At 60.1% G+C, this 17,579-nt stretch carries 21 protein-coding genes, 2 tRNA genes and 2 pseudogenes; 2 read left to right on the forward strand and 23 right to left on the reverse strand.

Annotated features, from left to right (window positions below):
* From ACZO0A_RS11605 to ACZO0A_RS11685, 17 genes and pseudogenes are all read right to left on the reverse strand, one after another.
* Positions 1-319, reverse strand: a pseudogene (locus ACZO0A_RS11605) (Sapep family Mn(2+)-dependent dipeptidase); the annotation flags it as partial.
* A gap of 101 nt (positions 320-420) precedes the next feature.
* Positions 421-606, reverse strand: coding sequence for a hypothetical protein (locus tag ACZO0A_RS11610; RefSeq protein WP_291209894.1), 186 nt, complete (start codon positions 604-606; stop codon positions 421-423).
* 30 nt (positions 607-636) lie between these two features.
* Positions 637-1,527, reverse strand: a complete 891-nt coding sequence (gene sdaAA, locus ACZO0A_RS11615; RefSeq protein ID WP_291209896.1) for an L-serine ammonia-lyase, iron-sulfur-dependent, subunit alpha — start codon at positions 1,525-1,527, stop codon at positions 637-639.
* Between the two features lie 13 nt (positions 1,528-1,540).
* Positions 1,541-2,197 (reverse strand): L-serine ammonia-lyase, iron-sulfur-dependent subunit beta, encoded by a 657-nt coding sequence (gene sdaAB, locus ACZO0A_RS11620; RefSeq protein WP_291231895.1) that lies wholly within the window; start codon positions 2,195-2,197, stop codon positions 1,541-1,543.
* Between the two features lie 195 nt (positions 2,198-2,392).
* Positions 2,393-2,483: transfer RNA gene (locus ACZO0A_RS11625), tRNA-Ser, on the reverse strand.
* Between the two features lie 42 nt (positions 2,484-2,525).
* Positions 2,526-2,616 (reverse strand) — tRNA-Ser (locus ACZO0A_RS11630).
* A gap of 77 nt (positions 2,617-2,693) precedes the next feature.
* Positions 2,694-2,816 (reverse strand): hypothetical protein, encoded by a 123-nt coding sequence (locus ACZO0A_RS11635; protein WP_291231878.1) that lies wholly within the window; start codon positions 2,814-2,816, stop codon positions 2,694-2,696.
* A 119-nt stretch (positions 2,817-2,935) separates the two neighbouring features.
* Positions 2,936-3,763 carry a histidinol-phosphatase HisJ family protein gene (locus tag ACZO0A_RS11640; protein ID WP_291209902.1) on the reverse strand — a complete coding sequence of 276 codons (828 nt, stop codon included), beginning with the start codon at positions 3,761-3,763 and terminating at the stop codon, positions 2,936-2,938.
* Positions 3,764-3,766: 3 nt separating this feature from the next.
* Entirely contained in the window at positions 3,767-4,423 is a 657-nt protein-coding gene (gene hisIE / locus ACZO0A_RS11645) for a bifunctional phosphoribosyl-AMP cyclohydrolase/phosphoribosyl-ATP diphosphatase HisIE (protein WP_215691549.1), read from the reverse strand.
* A gap of 201 nt (positions 4,424-4,624) precedes the next feature.
* A complete protein-coding gene (gene hisF, locus ACZO0A_RS11650) occupies positions 4,625-5,383 on the reverse strand; it encodes an imidazole glycerol phosphate synthase subunit HisF (protein ID WP_215691550.1) in 759 nt (252 codons plus the stop codon).
* A gap of 4 nt (positions 5,384-5,387) precedes the next feature.
* Complete coding sequence (gene hisA, locus ACZO0A_RS11655; protein ID WP_302377280.1) at positions 5,388-6,107, reverse strand: 1-(5-phosphoribosyl)-5-[(5-phosphoribosylamino)methylideneamino]imidazole-4-carboxamide isomerase; 720 nt, start codon at positions 6,105-6,107, stop codon at positions 5,388-5,390.
* A 15-nt stretch (positions 6,108-6,122) separates the two neighbouring features.
* Positions 6,123-6,740 (reverse strand): imidazole glycerol phosphate synthase subunit HisH, encoded by a 618-nt coding sequence (hisH, locus tag ACZO0A_RS11660; protein WP_302377278.1) that lies wholly within the window; start codon positions 6,738-6,740, stop codon positions 6,123-6,125.
* Between the two features lie 32 nt (positions 6,741-6,772).
* Positions 6,773-7,837 (reverse strand): histidinol-phosphate transaminase, encoded by a 1,065-nt coding sequence (gene hisC, locus ACZO0A_RS11665; protein ID WP_486846357.1) that lies wholly within the window; start codon positions 7,835-7,837, stop codon positions 6,773-6,775.
* The gene (locus ACZO0A_RS11670; protein WP_302377275.1) at positions 7,834-8,361 is read right to left on the reverse strand and encodes a transposase; all 528 of its coding nucleotides are present in this window, start codon (positions 8,359-8,361) and stop codon (positions 7,834-7,836) included. The genes hisC and ACZO0A_RS11670 overlap by 4 nt, the downstream gene beginning before the upstream one ends.
* The gene (gene hisD, locus ACZO0A_RS11675) at positions 8,358-9,644 is read right to left on the reverse strand and encodes a histidinol dehydrogenase (protein WP_302377273.1); all 1,287 of its coding nucleotides are present in this window, start codon (positions 9,642-9,644) and stop codon (positions 8,358-8,360) included. Before hisD ends, ACZO0A_RS11670 begins: the two co-directional genes overlap by 4 nt.
* Positions 9,641-11,224, reverse strand: coding sequence for an ATP phosphoribosyltransferase (hisG, locus tag ACZO0A_RS11680; protein WP_291209916.1), 1,584 nt, complete (start codon positions 11,222-11,224; stop codon positions 9,641-9,643). Before hisG ends, hisD begins: the two co-directional genes overlap by 4 nt.
* A 265-nt stretch (positions 11,225-11,489) precedes the next feature.
* Positions 11,490-11,918 carry a hypothetical protein gene (locus ACZO0A_RS11685; protein ID WP_302377272.1) on the reverse strand — a complete coding sequence of 143 codons (429 nt, stop codon included), beginning with the start codon at positions 11,916-11,918 and terminating at the stop codon, positions 11,490-11,492.
* A 192-nt stretch (positions 11,919-12,110) separates the two neighbouring features.
* Here ACZO0A_RS11685 and ACZO0A_RS11690 point away from each other — a divergent pair, with 192 nt between their 5' ends.
* Both ACZO0A_RS11690 and ACZO0A_RS11695 read left to right on the forward strand, forming a co-directional pair.
* On the forward strand, positions 12,111-12,470 hold the full coding sequence (locus tag ACZO0A_RS11690; protein ID WP_291232394.1) for a CidA/LrgA family protein: 360 nt from the start codon (positions 12,111-12,113) through the stop codon (positions 12,468-12,470).
* Positions 12,463-13,158, forward strand: coding sequence for an LrgB family protein (locus tag ACZO0A_RS11695; protein ID WP_215691558.1), 696 nt, complete (start codon positions 12,463-12,465; stop codon positions 13,156-13,158). Before ACZO0A_RS11690 ends, ACZO0A_RS11695 begins: the two co-directional genes overlap by 8 nt.
* A gap of 295 nt (positions 13,159-13,453) precedes the next feature.
* On the opposite strand, the gene ACZO0A_RS11700 is transcribed toward ACZO0A_RS11695, so the two are convergent.
* The 6 genes and pseudogenes from ACZO0A_RS11700 to ACZO0A_RS11725 form a co-directional block, all read right to left on the reverse strand.
* Positions 13,454-13,831, reverse strand: coding sequence for a type II toxin-antitoxin system PemK/MazF family toxin (locus ACZO0A_RS11700; protein WP_215691559.1), 378 nt, complete (start codon positions 13,829-13,831; stop codon positions 13,454-13,456).
* Between the two features lie 53 nt (positions 13,832-13,884).
* Positions 13,885-14,973, reverse strand: coding sequence for an acyltransferase family protein (locus ACZO0A_RS11705; RefSeq protein ID WP_302377271.1), 1,089 nt, complete (start codon positions 14,971-14,973; stop codon positions 13,885-13,887).
* A gap of 113 nt (positions 14,974-15,086) precedes the next feature.
* On the reverse strand, positions 15,087-15,467 hold the full coding sequence (acpS, locus tag ACZO0A_RS11710) for a holo-ACP synthase (RefSeq protein ID WP_294718488.1): 381 nt from the start codon (positions 15,465-15,467) through the stop codon (positions 15,087-15,089).
* Positions 15,464-16,819 (reverse strand): CCA tRNA nucleotidyltransferase, encoded by a 1,356-nt coding sequence (locus ACZO0A_RS11715; protein ID WP_302377270.1) that lies wholly within the window; start codon positions 16,817-16,819, stop codon positions 15,464-15,466. Before ACZO0A_RS11715 ends, acpS begins: the two co-directional genes overlap by 4 nt.
* Before the next feature lie 34 nt (positions 16,820-16,853).
* Positions 16,854-17,246 (reverse strand): hypothetical protein, encoded by a 393-nt coding sequence (locus ACZO0A_RS11720; RefSeq protein WP_215691563.1) that lies wholly within the window; start codon positions 17,244-17,246, stop codon positions 16,854-16,856.
* A 205-nt stretch (positions 17,247-17,451) separates the two neighbouring features.
* Positions 17,452-17,579: pseudogene (locus tag ACZO0A_RS11725) on the reverse strand (Type 1 glutamine amidotransferase-like domain-containing protein); the annotation flags it as partial.

Raw genomic sequence — 17,579 nt, forward strand, 5'->3', positions numbered from 1 at the left:
CAGCGTCCCAGCCATTGCCCTCGGGCACAACGTCGGTGAGGGTGATGGTGGCAAGGAACTTCTGGCCGTCGGCAATCTTGCCGGTCTCGGCCCAGCCGATGTAGCTGTCGGCGTTGAAGGTGTCCAGGCCCAGTTCATCGGCGATTTCCAGCGCCTTGGCCAGCGCGGCCTTGGGGCCGGGGCCGAATGGTGCGCCCGGCTCGGGCGTGCCCTCGACACTGGGGACTGCCACCAGGCGGGTGATGTCACGCAGGATGTTGTCGCGGTTGCCTTCCACAAAGGCGTCAATCGACGCCCAGCGCGGATCGTTCACGTTCATAAGAGTTTCCTCCTGATTTTTTTCTTCCAGTATACCACATTGGCGGAATTTGTAAACAGAAAGTTGGATCGGGAGGATGGTATTTGCCGCCCCGCAAACATTCACCGCATCCTTCCTTCTCCGCCCATCAGCGCGGTCATTTCCTCAATGCGTTCCAGCGGGAATGGTGGTGTGCAGAGCGGCCGCAGGGCAATACTCATAAGCATCATCGGGTTATCGTCGGCGGCATGGGGCCATGCCGCCCTGTGGTTTGTGATGGCGTTTGGCGTAGGGCGGGGTGCCCTCACCCAGCCGCGCAGCCTCGCCGCAGTTTGCCGTCAATCTTCCTCTTCCCCGCTGTTCATCGTCACGATCTCACAAATCGCACGGCCTGTGGGGGTGCCTGCGAGACCGCCAATGCCGGTCTCGCGCAAATCTTTGCTCATGGCGTTGCCGACCTCGGCCATCGCGTCAATGACCTCGTCGGCGGGGATGTGCCCCACGACGCCCGCCAGCGCCATATCGGCGGCGGATACCGCGTTCATTGCGCCGATAACGTTGCGCTTGATGCAGGGAATCTCCACCAGCCCGGCCACCGGGTCACAGACAAGGCCCTCTAAATTCGTAAGCGCCATGGCAAAGGCCTCGGCGCACTGCTCGGCTGTGCCGCCCTTGATGTCCACGAGAGCCGCCGCCGCCATGCCGCTGGCGGCACCCACCTCGGCTTGGCAGCCGCCTTCGGCTCCGGCCAGCGTGGCCCGCGCGGCCACGACCTGCCCGAACCCAGCGGCCACATACAAAGCGTGATGTACGGCGTCCTCATCTGCCAGCCCGCGCCGCCATAACGGCAGCAAAACCGCAGGCAAAACGCCGCAGCTGCCCGCCGTGGGGGCCGCTACGATGCGCTTCATGCAGGCGTTGCACTCGGCGGTTTTCAGCGCTTCGGACATCACATCGGCAAAAAAGCCGTCGGCATACAGCGCACCTTGGGCCGCCGCTGCGCTGACTTTGGCCGCATCGCCGCCCGCAAAGCCGCTCATCGAGCGGTCGGTCCCGCAGTAGCCATCGCTAGTGCTGCGCATGACCGCCCACAGGCGGTGCATCTCGGCCTCGCTCTCGGCGCGGGTCAGACCGCTCTCGGCCAGGTCGCTTTCCAGAATGACCTCGTACAGCGGCTTGCCGCTCTCCTTGCAGAGCTCGACCATGTCGCGAACTGAAGAAAATGCCATCTTTCCCGCCCCCTTACAGATTTAGGATGGTGACTTTGACGATGCCCGGCAGGCAGGCAAGCTCGGCGTGGACGGCGTCCGGAATCGGCTCGTCGCATTCCAGCACCATGACGGCGTAGCCGCCCGCCGCCGAGCGGTAGAGCTGCATCGTGGCAATGTTGACGCCGTGGCCGCTCAGGCAGCCGGTGACGGCCGCCACATGGCCGGGGGTGTCCTGGTTGTGGACGATGAGCGTGTTGTGGTCACCGCCAAAATTCGTCGTGATTCCGTCGATTTGGCAGATGTTGATGCGCCCGCCGCCGATGGATGCGCCCACGACTTCCAGCTTGCGGCCCGACACACCGGTCAGCCGCAGCACAGCTGTGTTGGGATGCGCCCCGCGCAGGTTGATCGTGCCGATTTTGAAGTGCAGTCCGGTCTCTTTGGCGATGGCGAAGCTGCGCGGGATGCGGTCGTCGTCGGGCTGCATCCCCAAAAGGCCCGCCACCAGCGCTTTGTCGGTACCGTGGCCGCGCCCGGTGGCGGCAAAGCTGCCGTAGAGCAAAATCTCTGCGTCGTCGGGCTGCTCGCCCAGCAGACGCCGCGCCGTGCTGCCAATGCGCACCGCGCCCGCCGTATGGCTGCTGGACGGCCCGGTCATGACCGGGCCCAGCACATCAAATAACCGCATCGTGGGCACCTCTTTTTCAATGGGATACCAAAAGTATAACGGATTCCCGCAGACAATGCAAGACTTGGCAGAAAGCACAAAAGAATCCAAGAAATTTTGTGGATCGGTACAAAGAATGGAAAGTGCAGATGTGGGTAAAAACGCCATAAAAAACCAAAAGCCATGATAAATCTTACGATTCATCATGGCTTTTGCTGGCGGAGTAAGAGAGATTTGAACTCTCGCGGCGGTTTCCCACCCTACGCCCTTAGCAGGGGCGCCTCTTCGACCTCTTGAGTATTACTCCACAAGTCAAAGTGATATAAAATATTCACTTGTTATTACAAAATGGCGGAGAGGATGGGATTCGAACCCATGGTCCGCTCGCGCGAATCGCTGGTTTTCAAGACCAGTTCCATAAACCACTCGGACACCTCTCCACAGTGGCTGCCGCCAGAATGCAGGTATTATTATACAAAAAAGCGGAGGGGTTGTCAACCCTTCCGTGCAAACTTTTTTAAATTTTATTCCGCATTTTCCAGCGCGGTGCGCACGGCGTGGTATCCTTGGCGGCAGAGCAGGCGGTCAGTGCGCCAAAGCAGAGAACGGCGGTCAAAGTCAAAGCGGCAATACGTTTCATGGTAAAAACCCTTTTGAAATTCGGTTGGTTTCAAAATATCCAGTTCAGAGGTCGCTCACTCATAGAAACGCAAAAGCCGCCGCAGTGTTACACTGCGGCGGGAAATTTTAAAAAATATTTTACAGTGCGCAGGGGATGAAGCCGTCCTTACCCAGTACCTGCACCTTGGTGTAGCCCAGCTCTTTCAGCTTGGCGGCGGCTTCCTCAAAGCCGTAGGTCAGCGCCTTGGCGTCGTGGGCGTCGGCGGTGATGACCACGTTGCCGGACAGAATGAGCCAATCCTTCAGGATGGCGTCGGAGGGGAAATAATCCTTGCGGAAGCCGCGGTACGCTGCGGAGGTGTTGACCTCCAGTACGCAGCGGTTGCGGGCGGCGGTCATCAGAGCGGCGTTGGCAGCAGCGGTATAGCGCGGGTCGTTCTCGTCAAAGAACTTGCCGTCGCCGTTGATTTTTTTAATCAGGTCAAAATGGCCCAAAATCGTCGGTTTCTTCTCGGCGACCTTGGCCACATTGGCAAAGTATGCCTCGACCACGGCGAGCGCGTCACCGTCGAAATCGTCGTCGATGCAGGCGCGCAGATCCTCCTCGCGCCAGTCGATTTCATAATATTTGCCGGTCTTGGGGCCTTTTACATAGTGGGCGCTGCCGATCCAGTAGTCGTACTGGGTCGGGTCGTCATCGCTGTACAGGTCCCATTCCAGGCCGCACAGAATGTCCAGCTTACCGGCATAGCGCTCTTTCAGCTTGGCGATCTGCGCCTTGTACAGGGCGGTGCGGCTCTGGGTCATGCAGTATTCCAGGTCGTGGGGGGTGTGGCTGTGGCCGCTGAAGCCCAGCGTCTGCAGCCCGGCGCGCCATGCGGTGACTGCGATCTCCTCGGGGGTGTTTTTGCCGTCGCACAATTTGGAATGAACGTGTACAGAGCTTTTCAGGTATTCGCCAGCCATAGTTTACTGCATCCTTTCCTGCTTGACCTTGTGGTCGATAACGTGTCGTTTTTCGAGCTCTTTGGTGATGTCCTCAACAGAAATGCCCAGTTCGATCATCAGCACCATGACGTGGTAGGCCAGGTCGCTGATTTCGTAGATGGTTTCTTCTTTGTCGCGCTTTGCGCCCGCAATGATGACTTCGGTGGATTCCTCGCCGACTTTTTTGAGAATCTTCTCCAAGCCCTTGTCGAACAGATACGTGGTGTAGCTGCCCTCCTTGGGGTTGGTCTTGCGGCCCTCGATCAGCTCATACAGGCCCTGCCAGGTGAACTGTTTCAGCTCGTCGGAGACGTAGACCGGGTTGAAGAAGCAGCTCTCCGCGCCGGTGTGGCAGGCGGGGCCAGACTTTACAACGTCGATGACGAGGGCATCCTTGTCGCAGTCGGCGGTGATGGAGACGACCCGCTGCACATTGCCGGAAGTATCGCCCTTACGCCAGATTTCCTGGCGGCTGCGGGACCAGAACACGGTGCGGCCCTCGGCAATGGTCAGGGCCAGCGTCTCGGCGTTCATGTACGCGAGGGTCAGGACCTCTTTGGTGTAATGATCCTGCACGATGGCGGGAATCAGGCCGTTTGCGTCAAATTTGAGGGTCTTGGAATTTTCGGTAATTTCCATGTCGGACACTCCTAATGTAATATAGTTTAGTGTACCTCTTTTTGTGGGTTTTGGCAAGAGGTAAAGTGTAGGTTTGCTATTGTTACGCAGTAGGGGCCGGGCATGCCCGGCCCGCGGCTTTCCCGCAATAGGACGCTTTTGGGAATGTTGCGGGCCGCACATGTGCGGCCCCTACCGGGTGGCTGCATGGCGAAGGGGGAATCACACCCGCATCTCTACGCCGTTCGTGCGCAGATATTTCTTCAAATTGTTGATTTCCACCTGCTTCGTGTGGAAAATCGACGCGGCCAGCCCGGCGTCCACGGCAGGGTGATTGCGGAACAATTCAAGGAAATCCTCTTTTTTGCCCGCGCCGCCGGAGGCAATGATGGGCACGGCACAGCGGGCAGCCACGGCATCCAGCAGCTCCAAATCAAAGCCATTCTTGACGCCGTCGGTGTCGATGGAGTTGACGACCAGCTCTCCCGCGCCGTTTTTGACGCCCTGCTCGAGCCAGCTAAGCGCATCGATGCCGGTGTTCTCGCGCCCGCCCTTCGCAAACAACATAAATTTGCCGTCCACACGTTTGATATCGGCGGAGAGCACCACGCACTGGTTGCCGTATTTCTGCGCCGCAGCCGGGATGATACCGGGATTGCGGATGGCGCCCGAGTTGACGCTGACCTTGTCCGCGCCGCATTTCAGCACGCGGTCAAAGTCGTCCAGCGTGTTGATGCCGCCGCCGACGGTCAGTGGGATGAAAATTTGGCTGGCGACTTGGCGCAGAATATCGGTGAAGAGTCCGCGCCCCTCGACGCTGGCGGTGATATCGTAGAAGACCAGCTCGTCCGCGCCGGATGCGTTATAGTACCGCGCCATTTCGACCGGGTCGGCCATGTCCTGCAGACCCTCAAAATTCACACCCTTGACGACGCGCCCATTTTTGACGTCCAGACAAGGAATAATGCGTTTGGTAATCATGCGCTCACTCCCCCTCGTACAGCCGCACAGCCTTGGCCAGATCGATGGCCCCGGTGTAGATGGACTTGCCCAGGATGGCCGCGTGGCAGTGCATGGCCTGCAATTCGGCCAGTTCGGCCATGGCGGCGATGCCGCCGCTGGCGGTGATCTCCAGCCCGGGGATGGTCAGAAGTTCGCGGTACAGCGCCATGTTGGTGCCCTGCATCGTGCCATCCCGGGAAATATCCGTGGCGATGATGGCCTTGACGCCCGCTTCGGCACAGCGGCGGCAGAACGCCACGCCCGGCTCGGGGGTGACTTCCTTCCAGCCGTTGACGGCCACAAAACCGTCCTTCATGTCCACGCCGACGGCAATCTGTGCGCCGTATTTCTGCGCCATTTCTTGGGTAAAGGCAAAATTTTTCACGGCGACCGTGCCAAGAATGCAGCGGTCAACGCCCAAATCGAGATATTGACGAATGCGCGCCTCGTCGCGGATGCCGCCGCCGACCTCAATTTTCAGGCCGCCGAGTTTTGCAATGGCGGCGATGGTCTGCATATTCGCGGTGGTGTCGTCCTTGGCGCCATCCAGGTCAACGACGTGCAGATACTTCGCACCTGCGTCGATAAATTGCTGCGCCTGGGCCACTGGGTCGGCGTTGTAGACGATCATCTGGTCGTAATCGCCTTGATACAGCCGCACAGCCTGGCCGCCGCGCAGGTCAATAGCGGGGTATAATTTCATGGTATTCCCTCCCCTTTACAGTTCGGCAAAGGCCTTTAACAGCCGCAGGCCGGTGTCGCCGGATTTTTCCGGGTGGAACTGGGTGCCGTACACCAGCCCCTGCCGCACCGCGCCGGTGACCGGGATGCTGTACTCGCTGGTGGCAAGCGTTGATGCAGCGCAGTTTTTGGCGTAGTAGCTGTGTACGTAGTAAACGTACTCGCCGTCTTTGATGTACTTAAAAAGCGGGTCGTTTTCCCGACCGGGTACGATGTCCAGCGTGTTCCAGCCGATGTGTGGTACTTTCAGATTGGGGTCGGACAGATCGTCTGCCAGGGGGCAGACTGCGCCGGGGATAAGGCCGAGGCCCGCGTGTTCACCGTATTCATAGCTTTTTTCAAACAGCAGCTGCATACCCAGGCAGATGCCCAGCAGCGGCTTTTTCTGTGTTTCTTCGCGCAGAACAGGCACAAGGCCGGTGGCCTCGAGCTTGGCCATAGCGTCGGCAAACGCCCCGACGCCGGGCAGCAGAATGTGGTCCGCCGCCCGCAAATCGTCGGCATCGCGGGTCACGCGGATCTCTGCGCCCAGGCTTTTGACACTGGACGACAGGCTGAACAGGTTGCCTACGCCGTAGTCAACAATAGCAATCATGTGAAATTCCCTCCCCTAAAAAGATCGACCCCTTAAACCCCTAAAATCTCATCCAGCGCCGCGAAGAAACGCTGCATCTGCTGGGGTGTGCCGATGGTGATGCGCAGGTAATCCGAGATGCGCGGCGCGTTGAAATGACGGATGAGGATGCCGCGGGCGCGGAGCTTTTCAAAAATTTCCTTGCAGGGCATCCGATTGGTGGTGGCGAACAAAAAGTTCGTGGCAGAGTCAAACACGGTAAAACCGCGGCGGCGCAGCTCGTCGGTGGTGTGGGTGCGTTCGGCAATGACCTTTGCTGTTACATCGGCAAAATAGGCCTCGTCGGAGATGGCTGCCACACCCGCCGCCTGGGTCATGGAATTGACGTTGTAGGGGCTGTAACTGAACTTGACACGGTTCATATCGGCAATCAGCTCGGGCCGCGCGATGCAGAAGCCCAGCCGCGCCCCCGCCAGGTTGTGGGTTTTGGAGAAGGTGTGGGTGATGACGAGGTTGTCGTAGGTTTCCAGCAGCGGCAGGCAGCTCGACCCGGCGGGCGCAAACTCGACGTAGGTCTCGTCCACAATGACGATGTTGTCGGGGTTCGTTTTCAGCACTTCCTCGATGGCGTCCACCGGGGCCAGCAGGCTTGTCGGGGCGTTCGGGTTGGCAATGACGATCGTCTCATGCAGGCCGCAGTACTTTTTAAGGTCGATGGTCAGGTCACTTTCCAGCGGGATGACGTGCTGCGGGATGTGCAGCAAATCACACAGCACCGTGTAAAAGCTGTATGTCACATCGGCAAAGGCCAGCGGTGTATTTTCATCGCAAAAGGCCCGCAGCGCCAGCAGCAGGTTTTCGTCGCTGCCGTTGCCGCAGAGGATGTTTTCCGGGCGCACGCCCCAATGCCTGGCAATGGCGGCGTTCAGGTCGCCGTTTGTCAAATCGGAGTACAGCCGCAGCCCGGGCACGGCCGCCGCCACCACCGCCGCCACGCCGGGCGCGGGCGGATACGGGTTTTCGTTGGCGTTGAGCTTGACGATGTCAGCGATTTTCAGTTGTTCGCCGGGGGTGTAAGGCTCCAGCGACGCAAGGGTTTTGGTAAAATAACGGCTCATGGGTGATCCTCCCCATCCGGTATGTAGAATTGGTCAAGATGCCATTTGGCGGGGTTGTCGTCTATGTAGCGCCAGATGGTGTCATAGTCGAGTTGGTCGCGGATGATGTGGTCATAATATCCGCGCTGCCATAATTGCGTGCCAGCTGTGCGGTTTGTCATACGTTTGAGCGTGGAAACAAATGCCGGAACGGATTGATTGGCACGCACGGTTGTAGGGGGCGGCGTCCTCGACGCCCCGGACGGGCCTTGGGTGATTGCAATAATCAAATGAATATGATTTGGCATGACCACAAATTTTTCAATTTGCAAATCCGGGTAAAAATTTTCCATGGCTTCAATTTGCGCGATAACAATTTTACCGTGCGGCGACGGCAGCGTGCGCGGGGCGTCGAGGACGCCGCCCCCTACGACACGGCCGAAAACTTTTGCTTTATCCCGGGAACAAATCGTGATAAAATACGCGCCAACTGTGCCATAATCAAATTGAGGCAAACGGTTGGATTTCCGCTTCGGTAAACTCATTCCTCAAACCGTATCGTCACACTCTTGGCGTGGGCGTGCAGCCCCTCGTGCTCGGCAAAATTGGCGATGCGGCCCTGGACTTCACCCAGAGCTTCGCGGGTGTAATAAATAAAGCTCGACTTCTTGACGAAATCGTCCACGCCCAAGGGGCTGGAGAACCGCGCCGTGCCACTGGTAGGCAGCGTGTGGTTCGGGCCGGCAAAGTAGTCGCCCAGTGCCTCGGGCACATTTTTCCCCAAGAAGATGCTGCCGGCATTCTGCACAGAGTTGAGTACGGCAAACGGGTCGTCAACGCAAATTTCCAAGTGCTCCGGTGCGATGATGTTCACGGCCTCGATGGCCTTGTTCATATCGTCGGTGACGATAATTTTGCCGTTCGTGTCCACGCTGGCGCGGGCAATGGCGGCGCGGGGCAGCTGCGGGATCTGCACCTCCAGCTCGGCCTGCACGGCCTTGGCCAGATCCCAGCTGTCGGTGACAAGCACGGGGCTGGCCAGCTTGTCGTGCTCGGCCTGGCTGAGCAGGTCTGCCGCGACCCAGGCGGGGTTGCAGGTACCGTCAGCCAGAACCAGAATCTCCGACGGTCCGGCGATCATGTCGATGCCGACCTTGCCGAACACCTTGCGCTTTGCCGTTGCAACGTAGATATTGCCGGGGCCGACGATCTTATCCACGGCGGGCACGCTCTCGGTGCCGTAGGCCAGCGCGGCCACGGCCTGCGCACCGCCGGTCTTGAAAATCAAATCAATACCCGCAATGACCGCCGCCGCCAGAATGGCGGGGTTCACCTTGCCGTCCCTGCCCGCAGGGGTCGTCATGACGATCTGCTTGACGCCAGCGACCTTGGCCGGGATGACATCCATCAAAACGGTCGAGGGGTAGGCAGCCGTGCCGCCCGGCACATAGACGCCGGCGCGCTGGATGGGGGTGTACTTCTGCCCCAGCACGATGCCGGGGGTGTCGTTGACTACGAAATTTTTGTGCAGCTGCTGCTCATGGAAGCGGCGAATATTCCCGGCGGCCATCTTCAGGGTCGTGATAAACTCCGGGTCTGTCTTTTCCAACTCGGCAAAGGCCTCGTCAATCTCCTCTTGGCTGACGCGGACGTCGGTCAGTTCGGCGTGGTCGAACTTGGCGGCGTACTCGATCAAAGCGGCATCACCTCGGGCGCGGACATCCGCGATGATGGCGTCGACGGTGGCTTCCACGTCGGCTTCGGCGCGGATATCACGGTTCAAAATTTCCTCGGGGCGTACCTCATCAAAGTCATACAGACGGATCATTTTGCAAGAGCCTCCTTCATTTTATTCAGCAGCTCGGTCAGCTGGGCGTATTTGAACTTGTAGCTCGCCTTGTTGGCGATAAACCGCGCCGAGATCGGCATGAACTCCTCAATCACGGTCAGGTCATTTTCACGTAAGGTCGTGCCGGTCTCGACGATATCGACGATGACGTCGGACAGGCCCAAAATCGGGGCCAGCTCAATGGAGCCGTTCAATTTAATAATGTCAATGTCGCGGCCCCGGCGCTCGTAGTGGTCGCGGGCAATGTTGACAAACTTCGTAGCAACGCGCAAAGCACGGCTTTCGTCGTCAGCAAAGTTCGCGGGGCCAGCCACGCACATACGGCATTTGCCCATGCCGGTATCCAGCAGTTCATACACATCCGCGCCGGACTCGGTCAGGATATCCTTGCCCACGATGCCGATATCCGCTGCGCCGTGCTCCACGTAAATGGCGACGTCGCTGGGCTTGACGAGGAAGTACCGCACGCAGGCGTCGGGGTTTTCCACCACCAGCCTGCGGGTGTCGTTGTAATCCTCGGTGGCGCTGTACCCGGCACCCGCCAGCAGCTTGTAGGCCTTGTTGCCCAAGCGGCCCTTCGGCAGCGCAATATTCAGCCAGGTCTTTTCGCCGCCCTGCTGCTGTACGGGGGGCAGCGGCGCGGCCAGGCGTTCCAGCTCGTCCAAGTACATCGCAAAGCCGATGGCGTTTGCGCCGGGGGTGAACCGCTGCATCAGGTAGTCGTAGCGGCCGCCCTTGAGCACCGCGCGGGGGATGCCCGCCACGTACCCGGTGAACACAAGGCCGTTGTAATATTCCATCTCGTCCGCCATGCTCAGGTCCAGCTGGGTGCCGCGGCCATCCTCGCCCAGGGCGTTCTGCAGGGCCTGCAATTCGTCCAGGGCGCTGCGCTGGGCGTCGCACAGGCAGGCGGCGCGGGCTTTCGTCAGCGTCGCGCCCAGCGGGCCGTGCAGGTCAAGCAGTCCGGTCAGTGCGGCGGCTGCGGTGTCGTCCAGCCCGGCGTCCAGTGCAGCGGTGCGCAGCTCGTGGGCGTTTTTGGCGCGCAGGAAGTCCAGCAGCCTGGCCCGCGCCTCGGCGGGGACGTTCAGCGCGTCCAGCAGGCCGGTCAGGTAGCCCATGTGGCTGACTTCCAGCACGGTGGGCACATCCAGTGCGGCCAGGCTTTGCAGGGCCAGCCGCACCACGGCGGCCTGCTCGTCGGCATCTACTGCGCCCATGCTCTCCAGACCCATCTGGTGGATGGTCTGGAAGGTGTGGCTCTCGCGGCTGGGGCGGCAGACTTCTTCATTATAATAAAAGCGCTTGCACTCCCCCGCTGCGGGCTGGGCCGTCTTGGCGATGGACAGCGTCACATCAGGCTTGATGGCGCGCAGCTTGCCGTCCAGGTCAGTGAAGGTGATGACCTGGGAATCCGGCAGGAAGCGCTGATACTCCTGATAGAGGGCGTATTCCTCAAACCGGGATGCGCGGTACTTGCGGTAGCCTGCGCCCTCGTACAGGGCACGCAGGCGGAAAGTTGCCTGCTCGGCGGGGGTGAAGCTCTTGAGTTCAATTTCCATAACGTTCCTACCTCTCTCGTCCAATACAAATTCTATTATACTTTAGCGCAGTAAAGTTGTAAAGTGCTTTTGTAGTAAAATCACGGACATTTGTGCGCGGAAATTGCGGCTACGGTGCGGCGGCCAGAGGACTGGCCGCCCTACGGCCGTGGCACTTGTGTAGGGCGGGCAGTCCCCTGCCCGCCGCGGCGCGATCCCGCAGCAACAAATACAAAAAGGCGCACCTTTGCCATAAAACAAAGATGCGCCTTGCGCGTTTGGTGTATCAGCCCCTGCAGCCCTGCTCCTCCCAGTCGCCTGCCACAGCGGGGTCAACGATCTGGGTGGGGTCGATCTTGCCGTCCGCCGTGCGGGGGGCCTCCGTGTGGCCCAGCTCAACCGGGTTCACGTTGGGGGTGTCGTAGTCGGCAGCCTTCGGGGCGGGGGCCTCTTCAACTTCCGCGGGTTCCTCGGGCTTTTCCTCCTCGGCAGGGACGGCAGGTTCTTCAGGTGCGGCGGCGGGGGCGGGTTCAGCCACAGCGGACGCATCGTCAGCGGGCTCGGCGGAATCGGTCTCAGGCTCGACCTCGTCCTCCGAACCCCAAATATGCTCGTACTCGTCGTCGTGATGCTCACGGTTCTGCAGAACATAAACGGCAGCGCCCACAGCAGCGGCGCCCACGGCCAAACCGGCCAGTTTTTTCAGTAAAGACATGGTCAAAACCTCTTTTCGAGTAAAAATCTTGTGTTTGCGGTTAGTATACCACAATCGTTTCCAAAATACAAGTGCCGAATCCTACAACACAGGTGGGAAAAAGTGGACGCTTTTCATACAATGTACAACTTGTCGAAAATGGAGCGGTGTGGTATGATGTACAGGAATTTTGCAAAAAGAGGGTCTAATAAGGTGAAGTATATTTTCCAGTTTGCCCGCATCACGGCGTTCTGCCTGGCGGGCGAGGTTCTGGCGGTGGTGCTGCCGCTGCCCATCCCGGCCAGCGTGTACGGCCTGCTGCTGATGGTCGCGGCGCTGAAAACAGGCGTGCTCAAGCTCGACCAGGTGCGGGAGACAGGGCTGTTTTTGACCGGCATCTTCCCGCTGCTGTTCGTCCCGGCGGCGGCCGGCGTTGTGGAGCTGGGCAGCCAGCTTATGGATTTGCTGCTGCCCGCCGTGCTGGCTATCGTGCCCATCACGGCGCTGGTCATGGCCGTGACCGGCATGGTCGCGCAGAAATGCGCAGGCAGAAAGGAGCACAAAAATGGCTGAATTTTTGCAGCAATGCGGCAGCTGGGGCGTGCTGGCGACGCTGGCGGCCTACGCGGCGGGCGTCTGGGTCAACCGCAAGACCGGCAAGGCGCTGTTCAATCCCCTGCTGATGGGCAGCATCTTCGTCATCGTGTTTTTAAGCTGCTTCGGCGTGCCCTACGCCGACTATAAATCCAGCGCCCAGCCCATCAGCTGGCTGCTGATGCCCGCCACGGTCAGCCTGGCGATCCCCCTGTATGAAAAATGGGAACTGCTGGAAAAGAACCTGGCCGCGATCTTTGCGGCCATTGCGGCGGGTGTGCTGACGAGCCTGGGCAGCGTGCTGGCGATGGCGTGGGTGCTGAGAATCGAGCGCACCCATGCGGTGAGCTTTCTGCCCAAGTCGGTCACGACGGCCATCGGCATGGATGTGGCCGAGACGCTGGGCGGTGCGGCGGCGCTGGCGGGCGCGGTCATCATTCTGACCGGCATTGTTGGCAGCCTGATGGGTGAGACGGTCTGCAAGGTCTGCCATATTACAGACCCGCTGGCCAAGGGGTTGGCACTGGGCACCTCGGCCCATGCCATCGGCACGAGCAAAGCCTTACAGATGGGCGAGGTCGAAGGCGCCATGAGCGGGCTTGCGATTGCGGTTGCGGGTATCATGACCGCGATCCTGGCCCCGGTGGCGGCGAACTTTTTGCCGTAAAGGGGCGATAAGGGAAAGAGGCGGGGCGTCGAGGACGCTGCCCCCGAGGCGCGGGTCCCGCTTGGCGGCGCACAACGAGCGCCGCCAGTTTGCTTCGCAAACCCGCTCTTGCGGTTGTTTGCCCCACAGGGGCAAACGTTGTTCGCCACCCCAGTTTCGCTTCGCTCAACTGTGGCCCCTGACTCACAACCCCGCACCACGTCGCAACAGCGGCAGCTTTCTTTGCCAGCTTTCTTTTGCTGCCAAAAGAAAGCTGCCTCCCGGGAGCCTGCCGTTTATCCTTTAGCCGATACTCTCAAAAATACCCGGTATCCGTGTGCACATCCGCGCTTTCCAGTCCCATGGATACCCCTAACGCTTCATCTACGCGGCGCATGTCGTCGGGCGGGATGATACCTGCCCGCTCCCGCAGGCGGCGCTTGTCGAGGGTGCGAATCTGTTCGGTCAAAATGATACTGTCCTTCGCCAGGCCGCAGCGGTCGGCCCGCACGCTGATATGTGTGGGCAGCCGGTTTTTGTCCTGGCGGCTCGTGATGGCTGCCGCAATGACGGTGGGACTGTGCCGGTTGCCGATCTCATTCTGGATGATAAGTACCGGCCGTATGCCCCCCTGCTCGGACCCGACGACCGGGCTTAAGTCGGCGTAGAAAACCTCTCCGCGGTGGACTTCCATAAGAAAAACCTCCCTTTGCTTGTTACTCAAAGTATAAGCAGAGGGAGGTCTTTTTAATCATCCGCCGTGATTTTTGCAGCGAGGGCATCGCCTTTTTCACACAGCGCTGTAAACAGCTTGGTGTTTTCCAAGGGCCGCATCACCAGCCGGGTGCGCACGGCGTCCACTGCCGCACACCCGAAGAGCACGGCAAAGATCGCGAACAGCGTGTACACCACCGAGCCGTGGTGCGCCTGGGCCTGCAAAAGGCCGTTCCACAAAAAGTTGCGGAACGCGGGCACCTGATGCAGAATGTAAACGCCCAGCGTCGTGCCGGACAGGGCGTTGACCCACCGCACACAGCCGAGATCCAAATTTTTAAACAGGTAGAACAGCGCCAGCGCGGCCAGCAGGTTGGGCAGTGCACCCAGTGCCGTACGGTAGTAGGCCACGTACTGGAACGCCTTGCCGTCAGTCAGACCGCGCGTTTCCAGCATAGCGCGGATGGCCGTGTTGACCAGCGGCAGCCCCAGCCCAAGGGCCAGCGCCGCCGCGCGGTTTTGCAAAAGGCGGGCCAGGCGGTTTTCTGGATAGCGGCGCAGGTAGGCGGCCAGCAGGTACTCATACAAAAACATCCAGGCAGTGTCGCTGACGATGCCGTTCTCGCCGAAAAGCGTCGGGTAGAGGATCATCGGAACGGCCAGCACGGCCAGCAGCCCCCGGTGCGCGGTGCGCGGCAGGCCGCGCAGTACGCGGTTCAGCAGCGGCACGCAGAGCAACAGCAGCAGATAGTCCGAGATAAACCACAGCTGCCGGGTCGAGGCCGGGAACGCCGCCCACCGCAGTGCACCGAAGGAAACATCCAGCCCGGCGAGCCTGCACAGCAGCGTGACAGGCACCGTGTAGAGCCACAGCGACAGCCACAGCGAGAGCGGGCGGCGTGTTTTGTACGGCTGTTCGCACAAAAACCACCCACCGATGAGGATGAACACACTGCACGCAATGCGCGACCCGCAGCCGATGAGGCAGAATGCAAAGGAGGACGGCGGCGTGGTATAGTCCGCAATGCCGCCCTGCCCGGTCAGATGGTCGCCGATGATGAGCAGCATACACAGGATGCGCAGCAATTCTAAATTGCTGCTGCGCTGGGTCTTGCCGGGCATGGGAACCTCCTTGAAAAATGACAGCAAAATTGTAAGGGCCGGACATACCAGGCCCGCAGCCTATAAATAGGAGCGCATTTGCGGGAAAGCTGAGGGCTGGGCAAGCCCGGCCCCTACGGGGTGCCTGTTTCCAGAATCACCACTGCACTCGCAAGTCCACGTTCATGGCTCAAGCTGACATGCACAGTCAAATTCTGCTCCGCAGCCCAGGCGGCGGCAGCGCCGGTCAGGGCAAAGTACGGTGCGCCGCTTTCCCGGCGCAGCACGGCAAGCTCGGGCATGGCAAAGCCGCCCAGGCCGGTGCCAGCGGCCTTCAAAAAGGCCTCCTTCGCCGCAAAGTTCGCAGCGGCAGTCTCGGCCCGGTGCTTATCCCCCAAAGCGGCCAGCAGGGCCTGTTCTTCGGGGGCAAATACATGGTCAAGAAAGCTCTGCCGAGTGATGCTTTTTTCCATGCGGCCTGCATCACACAGGTCAATGCCGACGCCCAAAATCATGAAATCACCGCTTTCAGCAGTGCTTCCCGCTCGTTGGGCAGTTTTCCTTCCATGACGGCAGTCAGCAGCATTTGCAGGGTCGCGCCGACGTCCGGCCCGGTGGGGATGCCGGCATCCATTAAATCCGCGCCGTTCACGGTCAGCTGGCGCATGGTGTAGCAGCCGGTCTTGGCAAGTTCGTCCATGCGGTGCTCAAAGGCCTCGACATCGGCGCGGCGGGCGGCGACCTCCGGCGTCCTGGCGTGGGCGTCCAGGTCAGCATATTTCAGCGCACAAAGGCGGCGCAGGAAAATCGCGCCGTTGCGGTTCAGCAATTTCAAAATCCCGGCATCGTCGGCAGGCAGCGGTGCGTCGTGTACGGCAATCAGCCCCACCGCGCCGTCAATCAGGTAGGCGGGCGCTTTTAAGCGGCGCAGAATGCCCCGCGCCAGCTGTGCCCCGCGCTGGTTGTGCCCCTTGAAATGCGCCGCGCCGTCCGGCCCGACGCTGCGGCACAAAGGCTTTGCAATGTCGTGTAAAAAGGTGGCCCAGCATAGCACCCGCACGCCGCGGGTGTCCTGGCCGCGCAGATCCAGCGCGGCCACGGCGGCGGCTGAATGCTGCCAAACGTCGTAACAATGCCATTTTCCGGGCTGCGTGCAGCCGATGCAGGGTAAGATCTCCGGCACAACGCCGCCTAAAATCTCGCCGTATTGTGCCAAAGTCTGCCCAGCGCCGGGGGCCAGCAGCAGGCCGTCCAGTTCGGAATACAGCCGCTCGGCGCTGACGGTGTGCAGTGTCTCCCGGGCGGTGAAAGCGGCTTCGGCGGTGGCGGCATCCAGCGCAAAGCCCAGTTTGGCGGAAAACCGCAGCGCCCGCAGAATGCGCAGCGCGTCCTCGGCAAAGCGGTCGGCAGGTGTGCCGACGCACCGCACGATGCCTGCCGCCAAATCGCGGCGGCCGCCGTACAAATCAATGATGCCCTCGCCGGGGGCGTAGGCCATGGCGTTGATGGTGAAATCCCGCCGCGCCAGATCCTCGGCCAAATCGTCCACAAACTGCACGCTGTCGGGGTGGCGGTGGTCGCGGTAGCTTCCGTCTAAGCGGTAGGTCGTCATTTCGTAGGGCTTGCCGTGCAAAATGACGGCGACCGTGCCGTGCTTTTCGCCGGTCAGGATCATCCGCTGGTCGTGGAACAGCGCCCGCATTTCGTCGGGCCGGGCGGAGGTGCAGATGTCCCAGTCGCCGGGCATACGGCCCAGCAGGCTGTCGCGCACGCAGCCGCCCACCACGTAAGCACTGTGCCCGGCAGCGCGCAGCGTTTGCAGCAGCCAGTAGGCGTCGTGCGGCAGGCGTATCGTATCGCGGCTCATGCGTTCCCCTCCCCTCTTGTGGCGTTTTTGGCGGTTATTCTTCGGTGTGGGTCCATTCCTGGGTCAAATCCACGATGCAGGCGAGGCTGTCGTCCTCGTCCTTCAGCGAATCGACCTTGGCGGCGGCCTTCTCGGCATCCTCCATCCAGGTCAGGATAAAGTAGTTCTCGGCGGGCACGGCGTAGTAGACCCATGCGCCGTCGGCCCGCAGCAGGTCGGGCAGGTGGTCCAGCTCGGCGTCCAGCAGGCCCTGGCCTTCCTCGCCGTAGATCATCTCGGGACCGACCTGCAAAGAGTCAATGACATTGATGCTGGAATTGATGTAGGTGTCGCGGTCAACGGTCTTGTCGCCGACCTCCCACGCGCTGGCGAACGCCTTGACCAGCAGTTCGCGGACTTCCAATTTATCGTCACCGGGTTTGTACATGGTAATTCCCTCTTTTACATAATATATGAAAATAGTATAGCACATTTTTTGCAATTTGGGTATAGGGATTTTAGAGGTATGTCCCGAAAATAAAAAAGCAGGGCGGCCAGTCCCCTGGCCGCCGCACCTCGCCTTTCGTACAACGATATCCTTGTAGGGGGCGGCGGCCTCGACGCCCCTGCCCCTACAAACTGGAATTTTCAAATTAGTCTTTGCAAATAACCTTTGAACGTTCACCATCAATTACAATTCCCTGACGGTTGTTAATTGGGCATAGATTCAAATCCGAAAACTCAGTCATTATTTTCTCGGTAACTTTCTTAAATGGTGCTG

Source organism: Gemmiger sp. (genome assembly GCF_057431175.1).